This is a genomic window from Cedecea sp. NFIX57 (genome assembly GCF_900177785.1).
Taxonomy (GTDB): domain Bacteria; phylum Pseudomonadota; class Gammaproteobacteria; order Enterobacterales; family Enterobacteriaceae; genus Cedecea; species Cedecea neteri_C.
On record NZ_FXAS01000001.1, the window covers coordinates 18,900 to 31,105 of the forward strand.

Annotated in this window: 12 protein-coding genes and 4 tRNA genes; 5 read left to right on the forward strand and 11 right to left on the reverse strand. The window is 53.7% G+C overall.

Annotated features, from left to right (window positions below; translation table 11 throughout):
* Positions 1-55 precede the first annotated feature (55 nt).
* Complete coding sequence (pdxK, locus tag B9Y90_RS00090; RefSeq protein ID WP_085539839.1) at positions 56-907, forward strand: pyridoxine/pyridoxal/pyridoxamine kinase; 852 nt, start codon at positions 56-58, stop codon at positions 905-907.
* Positions 908-958: 51 nt separating this feature from the next.
* Here the strand turns inward: pdxK and crr are convergent, their stop codons facing one another.
* The 5 genes from crr to cysZ form a co-directional block, all read right to left on the reverse strand.
* Complete coding sequence (gene crr, locus B9Y90_RS00095) at positions 959-1,462, reverse strand: PTS glucose transporter subunit IIA (protein WP_016537566.1); 504 nt, start codon at positions 1,460-1,462, stop codon at positions 959-961.
* 43 nt (positions 1,463-1,505) lie between these two features.
* Entirely contained in the window at positions 1,506-3,233 is a 1,728-nt protein-coding gene (gene ptsI, locus B9Y90_RS00100) for a phosphoenolpyruvate-protein phosphotransferase PtsI (protein ID WP_039295793.1), read from the reverse strand.
* 44 nt (positions 3,234-3,277) lie between these two features.
* Entirely contained in the window at positions 3,278-3,535 is a 258-nt protein-coding gene (ptsH, locus tag B9Y90_RS00105; RefSeq protein ID WP_002913505.1) for a phosphocarrier protein Hpr, read from the reverse strand.
* A gap of 371 nt (positions 3,536-3,906) precedes the next feature.
* Positions 3,907-4,878, reverse strand: coding sequence for a cysteine synthase A (gene cysK, locus B9Y90_RS00110; RefSeq protein ID WP_008459590.1), 972 nt, complete (start codon positions 4,876-4,878; stop codon positions 3,907-3,909).
* A 160-nt stretch (positions 4,879-5,038) separates the two neighbouring features.
* Positions 5,039-5,800, reverse strand: coding sequence for a sulfate transporter CysZ (gene cysZ / locus B9Y90_RS00115; protein WP_085539840.1), 762 nt, complete (start codon positions 5,798-5,800; stop codon positions 5,039-5,041).
* A 232-nt stretch (positions 5,801-6,032) separates the two neighbouring features.
* Between cysZ and zipA the strand changes: the two genes are divergently transcribed.
* The 3 genes from zipA (at position 6,033) to B9Y90_RS00130 (ending at position 9,290) form a co-directional block, all read left to right on the forward strand.
* Complete coding sequence (gene zipA, locus B9Y90_RS00120) at positions 6,033-6,989, forward strand: cell division protein ZipA (RefSeq protein ID WP_039295785.1); 957 nt, start codon at positions 6,033-6,035, stop codon at positions 6,987-6,989.
* A 66-nt stretch (positions 6,990-7,055) separates the two neighbouring features.
* Positions 7,056-9,074 (forward strand): NAD-dependent DNA ligase LigA, encoded by a 2,019-nt coding sequence (gene ligA, locus B9Y90_RS00125; RefSeq protein WP_085539841.1) that lies wholly within the window; start codon positions 7,056-7,058, stop codon positions 9,072-9,074.
* Complete coding sequence (locus B9Y90_RS00130) at positions 9,075-9,290, forward strand: DUF3820 family protein (protein ID WP_039295779.1); 216 nt, start codon at positions 9,075-9,077, stop codon at positions 9,288-9,290.
* Here B9Y90_RS00130 and B9Y90_RS00135 read toward each other — a convergent pair.
* The gene (locus B9Y90_RS00135) at positions 9,287-10,282 is read right to left on the reverse strand and encodes a bile acid:sodium symporter family protein (RefSeq protein WP_085539842.1); all 996 of its coding nucleotides are present in this window, start codon (positions 10,280-10,282) and stop codon (positions 9,287-9,289) included. The two genes, B9Y90_RS00130 and B9Y90_RS00135, sit on opposite strands and share 4 nt — an antisense overlap.
* A 90-nt stretch (positions 10,283-10,372) precedes the next feature.
* Here B9Y90_RS00135 and B9Y90_RS00140 point away from each other — a divergent pair, with 90 nt between their 5' ends.
* On the forward strand, positions 10,373-11,302 hold the full coding sequence (locus B9Y90_RS00140; RefSeq protein ID WP_085539843.1) for a LysR family transcriptional regulator: 930 nt from the start codon (positions 10,373-10,375) through the stop codon (positions 11,300-11,302).
* On the opposite strand, the gene B9Y90_RS00145 is transcribed toward B9Y90_RS00140, so the two are convergent.
* The 5 genes from B9Y90_RS00145 to B9Y90_RS00165 form a co-directional block, all read right to left on the reverse strand.
* Positions 11,299-11,661, reverse strand: coding sequence for a FlxA-like family protein (locus B9Y90_RS00145; protein WP_039295769.1), 363 nt, complete (start codon positions 11,659-11,661; stop codon positions 11,299-11,301). The genes B9Y90_RS00140 and B9Y90_RS00145 overlap by 4 nt on opposite strands.
* Positions 11,662-11,789: 128 nt before the next feature.
* Positions 11,790-11,865, reverse strand: a tRNA-Lys gene (locus B9Y90_RS00150).
* 2 nt (positions 11,866-11,867) lie between these two features.
* Positions 11,868-11,943: transfer RNA gene (locus tag B9Y90_RS00155), tRNA-Val, on the reverse strand.
* 33 nt (positions 11,944-11,976) lie between these two features.
* A tRNA-Val gene (locus tag B9Y90_RS00160) sits at positions 11,977-12,052 on the reverse strand.
* Between the two features lie 43 nt (positions 12,053-12,095).
* A tRNA-Val gene (locus B9Y90_RS00165) sits at positions 12,096-12,171 on the reverse strand.
* Positions 12,172-12,206 lie beyond the last annotated feature (35 nt).

Here is a 12,206-nt window from a genome sequence, read left to right on the forward strand (position 1 = left end):
TATAATGGCCGCTCAGCAATTCGGGCCTCAGCGGTCTGGCGGGCAAGGGGAAAAAATGAGTCAGGATAGCGATATACAGTCGGTATTGTTTCACGATGCAGGCCGGGCGCTGCAGACAGATATTGTGGCGGTACAATCTCAGGTCGTTTACGGCAGCGTCGGGAACAGTATCGCGGTCCCGGCGATCCAGCAGCATGGCTGGCGGGTTATGGCCGTTCCAACGGTGTTATTCAGCAACACGCCACACTACGATACGTTTTATGGCGGTGTGATCCCGGCTGACTGGTTTAGCGGTTATCTGCAAGCGCTAGAAGAACGGGATGCGTTACGTGAACTGAAGGCCGTGACGACGGGTTATATGGGCAGCGCGGAGCAAATCCATCTGCTGGCGGAGTGGTTGCGTCAGAGGCGCGACAGCCATCCTGAGCTGTTGATTCTTGTCGACCCGGTAATGGGGGATACCGACAGCGGTATTTACGTCAAGGCGGGTATTCCTGAAGCTTATCGCACGGCGCTGTTGCCCCATGCGCAGGGGATCACGCCCAATCTCTTTGAGCTGCATATTCTGACCGGGATGCCCTGCGATACGCTGGAACAGGCGGTGATGGCGGCCAGAAGCCTTCTCTCTGAAACGCTGCGCTGGGTGGTGATAACCAGCGCGCCGGGGAATAGCGCGGAGACGATTTCCGTGGTGACGGTGACCGCTGATGACGTTGATGTGACCAGCCATGCGCGCGTGGTGACCGACCTGAAAGGCACCGGGGATTTGTTCTGCGCCGAGCTGGTAAGCCGAATGCTGGAGGGCAAGGCAGTAGCGGTTGCCGCAGGAGAAGCTGCGCACCGGGTGTTTGACGTGATGACCTGGACTCAGGCGCAGCGCTCAGATGAACTGATTCTTCCTCGCTGAATCGCAGCCAATAAAAAAGGCACCCTGAGGTGCCTTTTTTCTGCATGAATCTTACTTTTTGATGCGGATCACCGGGGTTTCGCCCACGGTTACGCTACCTGTCAGTTTGATCAGCTCTTTGATTTCGTCCATGTTGGAGATAACAACCGGGGTCAGGGTAGACTTGGCTTTCTCTTCCAGCAGCGGCAGGTCGAACTCAATAACCACGTCGCCTTTCTTCACGCGCTGGCCTTCTTCAGCGATGCGCTTGAAGCCTTCGCCTTTCAGCTCAACGGTGTCGATACCAAAGTGAACGAACAGCTCAATGCCGCTATCGGATTCGATAGAGAAGGCATGGTTGGTTTCAAAGATTTTACCGATGGTGCCGTCAACCGGAGCAACCATTTTGTTGCCGGTTGGTTTGATAGCGATCCCATCACCAACGATTTTTTCAGCAAACACGACGTCCGGCACGTCTTCAATGTTAACGATTTCGCCAGACAGTGGAGCAACGATCTCAATGGTTCCGGTGTCGCTATTGCTTTTGTCACCGAACAGTTTACTAAATAACCCCATTAGCCTTCTCTCCTAAGCAGTAATTTGGGCAGCATCTCGTGAATTAGCAGATTGTTTTTTCTTCAATGAACTTGTTAACCAGCGTCATTAACTCGTCCGTTGTCGGTTGAGCAAGAGCCTGCTCTGCTAACACTTTCGCATCTTCGAAGTTCGTGTTACGAATAATCTTCTTGATGCGTGGGATAGAAATGGCGCTCATACTGAATTCGTCCAGGCCCATCCCAAGCAACAGAAGTGTAGCACGTTCGTCGCCCGCAAGCTCACCACACATACCGGTCCATTTACCTTCTGCATGAGAAGCATCAATAACTTGCTTAATCAGAGTCAGTACGGACGGTGACATCGGCTGGTAAAGATGTGAAATCATATCATTACCGCGGTCAACTGCCAGGGTGTACTGAGTTAAATCGTTGGTGCCGATGCTGAAGAAGTCGACTTCTTTGGCCAGATGACGAGCAATCGTCGCGGCCGCAGGGGTTTCGACCATCACGCCGATTTCGATAGATTCATCGAACGCTTTGCCTTCGTCACGCAGTTCCTGCTTGAAGATCTCAATCTCTTTTCTCAGTGCGCGCACTTCTTCAACAGAGATGATCATCGGGAACATAATGCGCAGCTTGCCAAATGCAGAGGCGCGCAGGATGGCACGAACCTGGTCACGCAGGATCTCTTTGCGATCCATGGCGATACGAATGGCACGCCAGCCCAGGAACGGGTTCTCTTCTTTAGGGAAGTTCATGTACGGCAGCTCTTTGTCGCCGCCGATGTCCATGGTACGGACGATAACTGCCTGAGAGCCACAGGCTTCAGCCACGGCTTTGTACGCGGCAAACTGCTCTTCTTCGGTTGGCAGCGAGTCACGGTCCATGAACAGGAATTCGGTACGATACAGACCCACACCTTCGGCGCCGTTACGCTCAGCACCATCGATGTCACGCACGGTACCAATGTTGGCACACACTTCGACCTGGTGGCCGTCGAGGGTGATGGCCGGCAGGTCTTTCAGCTTAGCCAGCTCTGCTTTCTCAGAAGCAACCTGCTGTTGAACGGCACGCAGCTCTTCGATCTGCTCGTTAGTTGGGTTAACGTAAACTTTGTTGTTAACCGCGTCGAGGATCAGATAGTCGTCGTTTTTCACGTCGGAAGTGACGCTACCGGTGCCCACAATCGCTGGCAGCTCAAGGGAGCGCGCCATGATGGAGGTGTGGGAGGTACGTCCGCCGATGTCGGTGATGAAACCCAGCACCTTTTTCAGGTTCAGCTGTGCGGTTTCAGACGGCGTCAGATCTTTGGCAACCAGGATAACTTCATCCTTGATTGCGCTTAAATCGATAATGTTCAGGCCGAGAATGTTCTGCAGCAGACGCTTACCGATGTCACGCACGTCAGCCGCACGCTCTTTCAGGTATTCGTCATCCAACTCTTCCAGAGCCGTTGCCTGGCCTTCAATCACTTCGTACGCCGCGGCGTCCGCCGTGACCAGCTTGTCTTTGATAAGGGCTATGATTTCCTGCTCGAGCTCTTCGTCTTCCAGCAACATAATGTGGCCTTCGAAGATAGCTTCCTTTTCTTCACCGAAGGTCTCGCCAGCTTTAATTTTGATCGCTTCTAACTGCTCGGATGCTTTGGCGCGCCCGCTGAGGAAACGTTCAACTTCCTGCTCAACTTTGTCGGCAGAAATTTTCTTCCGGTCGATGACAATTTCATCTTCTATCAGCAAAAGTGCTTTGCCAAAAGCGATACCCGGGGATGCTAAAATGCCTGAAATCATAACCCTACCTTACTTGTGACTGATATTTACGAAGAACCCAGAACTTACTCGAGTTCAGCCATCAGTTTTACTAAATGCTCAACGGCTTTCTGCTCATCTTCACCTTCGGCGGAGAGAGTCACTACAGTACCCTGAGTCAGGCCCAGAGTTTGCAGTTTGAACAGGCTCTTAGCGCTGGCGCTTTTGCCGTTGGAAGTCACAGTGATTTCGGAAGTGAAGCCTTTAGCTTCTTTAACAAACTGAGCAGCAGGGCGGGTATGCAGACCGTTCGGAGCGGTAATAGTTACTTCTTGCTGGAACATTGTATTTCCCCAACTTATAGGTTTAGTGTTGTGGAACTAAAGTCTAGCCTGGCGGCCACACTTTAGCCTGTATCGTTAGCGCCATCATCAAAGGAACGAGGCACCGGATGCATGGGAATCGTGAAAAAAACGCCAACAGCGTTTCACAGATTCTTCATCATTATGCCGTGAAAAGCAGATAGGCACCAAATCGTTAAATCGATTCAGCAGGTGCATCTCACAGCTTGATTAATTTCGCGCATCAAAATAATTGCTGGTTAAATACCAGACCTGCGGGGGTAAGCGCAATGCCGATGAGGGTGAAAGTTTGATGTAGGCCACAAAAAAGCACCCTCGCGGGTGCTTTTTTAAGCATGTATCAAATACTGGCATTACTGTTGCAGTTCTTTCTCAGTGAACAGATCGGCAAACAAAGCAGTACTCAAATAGCGCTCCCCGGAGGACGGAAGGATAACCACAATATTCTTATTGGTAAAGGCTTCGTCTTCCTGAAGTTTCAGCGCGGCGGCAACGGCGGCACCGGAAGAGATACCCGCGAGAATACCTTCTTCATCCATCAGGCGGCGGGCGGTCGCAATGGCGTCGTCGTTGCTGATAGTGACCACTTTGTCGATAAGCTTAAGGTCGAGGTTGCCAGGGATAAAACCGGCCCCGATCCCTTGAATTTTATGCGGACCAGGCTTCAGTTCTTCACCCGCCAGCGCCTGAGTAATCACCGGAGAATCCGTTGGTTCCACCGCTACGCTAATTAGCGAGGTTTTGCCTTTGGTGTTTTTGATGTAGCGGCTGACACCCGTCAGCGTGCCACCGGTACCGACGCCGGCGATAAATACATCCACTTCACCGTCGGTGTCTTCCCAGATTTCCGGGCCAGTGGTTTTTTCGTGAATTTCTGGGTTTGCCGGGTTGCTGAACTGCTGAAGCAGCAGGTATTTGGCCGGGTCGCTGGCAACGATTTCTTCAGCTTTCTGAATAGCGCCTTTCATGCCTTTAGCGCCTTCGGTCAGCACCAGATTTGCACCCAGCGCTTTTAACAGCTTACGGCGTTCGATGCTCATGGTTTCCGGCATGGTCAGCGTCAGCTTGTAGCCGCGCGCGGCCGCAACGTAGGCCAGAGCGATACCGGTGTTGCCACTGGTAGGTTCGACTAACTCCACGCCAGGTTTCAGCACGCCGCGTTTTTCGGCATCCCAAATCATGTTGGCACCAATACGGCATTTGACGCTAAAGCTTGGGTTACGGGACTCCACCTTAGCCAGAATGCGTCCATTGCCGATACGGTTCAGGCGAACCAGCGGCGTGTGGCCGATTGTCAGGGAGTTGTCTTCATAAATTTTGCTCATGGCTCGTCCTTAACTGTCTGAATTTTGGGATACCGGTCCAGCATACCCGCTCAGGAAATATGCGGAAGTAAGGAAATAGCATATCTATATGTGGAAGGGAAATAAGCCAATGCAACATGGAATAAGCAATGGCATAAGCGTCTTTCCCTTCCTGAGGTCGTTATTTCCACATGGCGTGTTTTGCCCGATAGCAGTCCACCCACATGGCCGTCGCACCGCAGACGGCAACCGGCATGATAAACAGGTTCAGGACAGGGATCAGCGTGAACAGGCTTACCAGCGCGCCAAACTGCATGTTGACAACCTTTTTCTCGCGAAGCGCCACACGCATCTGTTTGAATGGCACTTTATGGTTATCAAAAGGGTAGTCGCAGTATTGAATGGCCAGCATCCATGCGCTGAATAAGAACCACAAGACCGGGGCGACGGTTTGGCCGATACCCGGAATAAAGTAGAGCAGGAGCAGGACTAGCGCGCGCGGCAGATACCAGGCCAGTTTTTGCCACTCGCGCTTCATGATGCGCGGCAGATCTTTCATTATATCGAGCACGCCTGTATCCGGCGGTGTTGCGCCCGTGAGGCGAGCTTCAAGCTGCTCTGCCAACAGGCCGCTAAACGGCGCGGCAATCAGGTTTGCGATTGTCGAAAAGAAGTAACCAAACACCAATAACACCGAGAGCGTTACCAGTGGCCAAAGCACGTAACTCAGCCATTGTAGCCAGTCCGGTACGTGGCTCATCATCGACGGGATCCAGACATCAAGACGCGTGAAAAGCCACCAAAAAGCGCCGCCAAGCAGGATGATATTGACCAACAGAGGCAGCACAACGAAACGCTTGATGCCAGGTTCGCGGACCAGTTTCCAGCCCTGGGAAAAATAATACACGCCACTACGCGGCGGGGTTCCGGAAGATGAAACCATAATCTGAGCAGACTCCTTATCAGGTCAATGCAGTTAGCTGCCTCGCTATCATAACTGACTGCATTCAGAAAAACTTGCCAGGAATTGGTCGAAAAATCAGCAAAAAGGTGCGCTTACGCTATCTTTATGGTGAGAAAACCGTGCTCGCACTTGCACTTGAGCAGATGGGCAAATACTCTTAGTGAGTAAATGTTTGCCGCGGTGGCAAGGTGTTAGAACAACAGAGAATATAATGATGCAGGATTTGCGTCTGATATTAATCATTGTTGGCGCAATCGCCATAATAGCCTTACTGGTACACGGTCTGTGGACCAGTCGTAAGGAACGCTCGTCCGTGTTCCGCGATCGCCCTTTGAAACGTATGAAGTCGAAGCGTGACGAATACGAAGAAGAGGACGATGAGGAAGAGGAAGGCGTCGGTGAAGTGCGCGTGCGTCGTACTGCGCCAGTGCCAGAGTCTGCCTCTCGTGAAGCGAGTTCTCCACGTCAGCCTCAGGCGCCCCAGCACAACTATGAGCCGCCGTATGCGTCAGCAGAACCTCGTCCTGCTCCGCAGCCGCGCCAGCCTGAGCCGGTTACCCCGCGCCACGTTGAGCCCGTTCCTCAGCATGTTGAACCTGTGCGTCCTGTGGCACCTTCTGCACCAGCTCCGGCAGCAGTGCCTGAGCCGCAGCCGGCTGCACCCGTTCAGCCTGCGCCACAATTCACTGCAGAACCTGTGCCTGAGCCTGTTGTTGCTGAACCAGCCCCGCAGCCTGCACCGGTGAAAAAAGAAACGGTGATCGTGATGAACGTCGCTGCCCATGCTGGCACGATGTTAAACGGTGAGCTGCTGTTGAACAGCATTCAGCAGGCTGGTTTCAAGTTTGGTGAAATGAATATTTTCCACCGCCATCTCAGCCCGGATGGCAGCGGCCCGGTTCTGTTTAGCCTTGCGAATATGGTTAAACCGGGATCCTTTGATCCTGAAAACATGGCCGATTTCGCCACGCCAGGTGTGACCATCTTTATGCAGGTGCCGTCCTACGGCAATGCAGCGCAAAACTTTAAGCTGATGCTGCAGTCCGCGCAGCACATCGCCGATGAAGTCGGCGGCGTAGTGCTCGACGATCAGCGTCGCATGATGACTCCGCAAAAGCTGCGCGAGTACCAGGACAGGATCCGCGAGGTTGTTGAAGCCAACGCCTGAATCCCGGCCTGAATCTTCCCCCTAAACCCCCGCCTGTCGGGGGTTTTTTATCATTGATGGTGCGATATGGACTCAATCGAACAACAACTTAACCACCTGCGAACCACGCTTCGCCATCATGAATATCTGTACCATGTGCAGGATAATCCCGAAATTCCCGATGCGGAATACGACAGGCTGATGCGTGAACTCCGTGCGCTTGAAGAAGCGCATCCGGAACTGATTACCCAGGATTCACCGACCCAACGAGTTGGGGCTGCTCCGCTGAGTGAGTTTACTCAAGTGCGGCATGAAGTGCCGATGCTGTCCCTCGATAACGTTTTTGATGAAGCAAGCTATCTGGCGTTTAACAAACGCGTGCTGGACAGGCTCAAAAGCAGCGATGCTTTGACGTTTTGCTGTGAATTAAAACTGGATGGCCTGGCGGTAAGCCTGCTGTATGAGGATGGGATTCTTGTGCGGGCTGCAACGCGCGGCGACGGTACAACCGGTGAAAATATCACATCTAACGTCCGGACTATCCGCGCGATACCGCTCAAACTTCATGGGGACAATATTCCTCGTCGCCTTGAAGTGCGTGGCGAAGTTTTCTTGCCGCAGGCTGGCTTCGAAAAAATCAACGAAGAAGCTCGCCGCACTGGCGGGAAGGGGTTTGCCAACCCGCGCAATGCGGCGGCAGGCTCGCTGCGTCAGTTAGATCCCCGCATTACTGCTAAACGCCCGCTGACCTTCTTCTGCTACGGTGTGGGGTTGCTGGAGGGGGGGGAACTGCCCGCCAGTCACATGGCGCGTTTACAACAGTTTAAAGCCTGGGGATTGCCGGTCAGCGACCGCATCCGCCTGTGCAACACGCCGGAAGAGGTACTGGCGTTTTATCACCAGGTAGAGGCCGATCGCCCAACTCTGGGTTTTGATATTGATGGCGTGGTTATTAAAGTCGATTCGCTTGCACTGCAGGAAACGCTGGGCTTTGTGGCGAGAGCGCCACGCTGGGCCGTTGCGTTTAAATTCCCGGCACAGGAACAGATGACCACCGTGCGTGACGTGGAATTTCAGGTAGGGCGTACTGGCGCAATTACGCCCGTCGCTCGTCTTGAGCCTGTGCAGGTTGCCGGGGTGCTGGTGAGCAACGCGACGTTGCACAATGCCGATGAAATAGAGCGTCTTGGCCTGCGTATTGGCGACAGAGTTGTTGTCCGTCGCGCCGGAGATGTTATCCCGCAGGTTGTTGGCGTGGTGGAGTCGGAACGCCCGGAAGATACTCAGGCAATCGTCTTCCCTCTGCAGTGCCCGGTTTGCGGGTCAGACGTTGAGCGTGTGGAAGGCGAAGCCGTCGCCCGCTGTACCGGTGGCCTGATCTGTGGCGCCCAGCGCAAAGAGGCGTTGAAGCACTTTGTGTCCCGCCGGGCACTGGACGTTGATGGCATGGGCGACAAAATCATCGATCAACTGGTGGAAAAAGAGTACGTCCACACTCCGGCAGATCTGTTTAAGCTGACGGCGGGCAAGCTCACCGGATTGGATCGCATGGGGCCTAAATCGGCACAAAACGTCGTGGATGCGCTGGAAAAAGCCAAAGAGACAACGTTTGCACGTTTCCTGTACGCCTTAGGCATTCGCGAAGTTGGAGAGGCCACCGCCGCAGGGCTGGCCGCGCACTTCGGCACGCTGGATACGCTTATCTCGGCCAGTATTGAGGATCTGCAAAAAGTGCCGGATGTCGGCATTGTTGTGGCGAAACATACCTTTAACTTCTTTGCCGAAGAGAGCAATCGGGATGTTATCCGCCAGCTTACCGAAGAGGCCGGGGTTCACTGGCCCGCGCCTGTGGTTGTCAAAGCCGAAGAAATTGACAGCCCGTTTGCCGGTAAAACCGTGGTGCTCACCGGCTCGCTGAGCATTCTTTCCCGTGACGAAGCCAAAGACCGGCTGACCGCGCTCGGTGCAAAAGTGGCTGGAAGCGTGTCGAAAAAAACCGATCTGGTCATTGCCGGGGAAGCGGCCGGCTCCAAGCTTGTTAAAGCGCAGGAGCTGGGCATCCAGGTGATCGACGAGGCGGAAATGATTCGTTTGCTGGGTGACTAAATGGACAAAGAACAGCTCATTGAGATAGCCAACACGGCCATGCCGTTTGGTAAATACAAAGGCCGGATGCTGATTGATTTGCCGGAGGAGTATTTGCTGTGGTTTTCCCGCAAAGGTGAATTCCCCGCGGGCCATCTCGGTGAGCTGATGGCCCTGACGCTGCTGATTAAGGTGGAAGGGCTGGACAACCTGGTCCGGCCCCTCAAGCGGCACTAAGTTCTGATGGCTGCGGCCTGTTTTTCCCCGGCTGCAGCCGCTTTTCTTTGGTAACGCCGGGCCATACCGGCGCACACCATCAGCTGGATCTGGTGGAAAATCATCAGCGGCAGCACCATCATTCCTACGGCAGCCACCGGAAACAGAATGTTAGCCATCGGGATCCCGTTGGCCAGGCTCTTTTTCGAGCCGCAGAAAACAATCGTAATTTCATCCGCTTTGCTAAAGCCAAAGCGCCGCGCCACAAAAATATTCACTGTGATCACAACCGCCAGCAGCACAAGGCTGGATATCACGATAAACAGCAACGAACCCGCCCCAACTTTATGCCAGATGCCGTGCGTCACGGCTTCACTAAAGGCGGAATAGACCACCAGAAGAATCGAGGTCTGGTCAGTTTTGCTGATCCATTTTTTGTTTTTCGCCACCCAGGCGCCAATCCAGGGCCGCATCAGATGTCCAGCTACGAACGGGACCAGGAGTTGCAGCATAATACTGCCCACCTGATGCAGGCTGCCGCTTGCCCCCTGAACGTGCATCACCAGGCCGACCAGTAACGGCGAAAGAAAAATGCCCAGAAGACTTGAGGCAGAGGCCGAACAAATGGCCGCCGCCACGTTGCCGCCGGCAATAGAGGTAAAAGCGATGGCCGATTGTACCGTGGCGGGCAAAATGCAGAGATAAAGGAACCCGCTGTAAAGCTCAGGGCTGACATTGACCGGTTTCCACCAGCTAAATAACACGCCAAGTACCGGGAACAGGATGAACGTGCTGCACATTACCCACAGATGCAGCCGCCAGTGGCTGCCGCCGGAAATTACCGCCTCGCGAGACAGTTTTGCGCCATGCATAAAGAACAACAGCGCAATGGCGGCGGTAGTCAGCCCTTCAAAGAAGCCGACAAAGCTCCCTTGTGCCGGGAAGAAAGAAGCTAGCAGGACGGTACAAACCAGCGTTAACGTAAAGGGGTCGACAATGCGGAGCAATTTCATAGCGATTCCTCAAAGGTGAAGGGCGCTATTGTGTTTCCGCTGATTTCAGAAATAAAATTGATTTATTAAATGCATTGATGAAGAAAATAGATGAATTATTCCCTGCGTCAGCTTCGTGTGTTTGTCGCCGTGGCCCATGCCGGCAGTTTCAGCCGGGCAGGGGAGAGCATTGGGCTGAGCCAGTCGGCCGTCAGCCACAGCCTGAAGGAGCTGGAGGCCGAGCTGGGCGTTAAGCTGCTTGACCGTACCACGCGGGAAGTGGTGCTCACGCCTGCGGGAGAGTTGCTGGCTCCTCGCCTGGAACGGCTGCTGGAAGAGCTGACCACAACGCTGCTGGATACGCGCGTGGTCGGCCATCAGCTTAGCGGCACGGTTCGCGTGGCTGCCAGTCAGACGCTATCCGCGCACCTTATGCCGCAATCTATCGCAGCCAGCGCGGAGGCTTATCCGAATATTCGATTTATGCTGCATGACGCTTCGCAGCAGTGGGTTTTGCAGAGCATCCGCCAGGGCGAAGTTGATTTTGGCGTCGTTATCGATCCGGTGCAGGCCAGCGATCTGGAGTGTGAAACGGTGTTGTCTGAGCCTTTTCTGCTGCTTTGCCGCAGCGATCATCCGTTCGCGAAGATGGAGCAGATTGACTGGCATGTTCTACAGGGGCAAAAGCTGGTGCTGCAAGATTATGCCTCGGGCAGCCGCCCATTGATTGATGAGGCGTTTGTCCGGCAGGGGATCGAGGTGAATGTAGTCCAACAGATTGGCCACCCCGCAACGCTGTACCCGATGGTTGAAGCGGGGATAGGTTTAAGCGTGTTGCCCGCGCTGGCGTTGCCGTTGCCCGAAGGAAGACCGTTGGTGGTCAAGCGATTAATGCCGGTTATAAACCGACAGTTAATGTTGGTCAGAAGGAAGAACCGATCGCTTTCCCGTGCGGCGGAAGCTATCTGGCAGGTGGTGCGGGAGCAGGCCAGGCTGTTAACCCTGGCCCGTATTGGCGATCCGCTATTTAAGGACGACTAGATATAAATATCAATCTGGTGGTCGTCGGAAGGGTTGTTTACGCCAGTGGCCTTGATCTGCTGTTGTTCCTGCTTCTGCTGGGCTTCTTCTGCCTGTTTGCGCTGAAGCTGTGCCAATTGGGCCTGTAGCATTTTAATTTCGGCCTGAATGATCTCGACTTGTTTTTTCTTCTCTTCAGCAGAGCGATCTGGCGTGCCGGAAACTTCTTTCAGTTTCTCCGTCAACTGAGTAATTTTTTTGCTGATTTGGGCAATCTGCGCGGCTGTGCTGTTATCAGTGCTGCCGGAAGCAGAAGAGCCTGTCGACGTACTGGTTGTCAACTGAGAGCCCTGTAGAGCATTGCTGGATATTGTTGTCATCATAACTCCTTTGATGGAATGGTAAGGGAGTTATCGGCCTGGCAGCGGGGAAGTTGATAATTTTTTGACGATGGGATTTTCAGATATCGCAGATAGCAAAAAGGCGCCTTTAGGGCGCCTTTCTACATTGGTGGGTCGTGCAGGATTCGAACCTGCGACCAATTGATTAAAAGTCAACTGCTCTACCAACTGAGCTAACGACCCGATGGTGGGTGATGACGGGCTCGAACCGCCGACCCCCTCCGTGTAAAGGAGGTGCTCTACCAACTGAGCTAATCACCCAAACTTCGGTACTGCTAATTTTGTAAGAGGAGATGGTGGGTGATGACGGGCTCGAACCGCCGACCCCCTCCGTGTAAAGGAGATGCTCTACCAACTGAGCTAATCACCCATCTCTAAATCTCTTACTTCACATTCCGGGTCACTCTGAAGAGTGGTGGGTGATGACGGGCTCGAACCGCCGACCCCCTCCGTGTAAAGGAGATGCTCTACCAACTGAGCTAATCACCCCCGGTTTGTGGAGTCGCATTATAGGGACAGTTGAA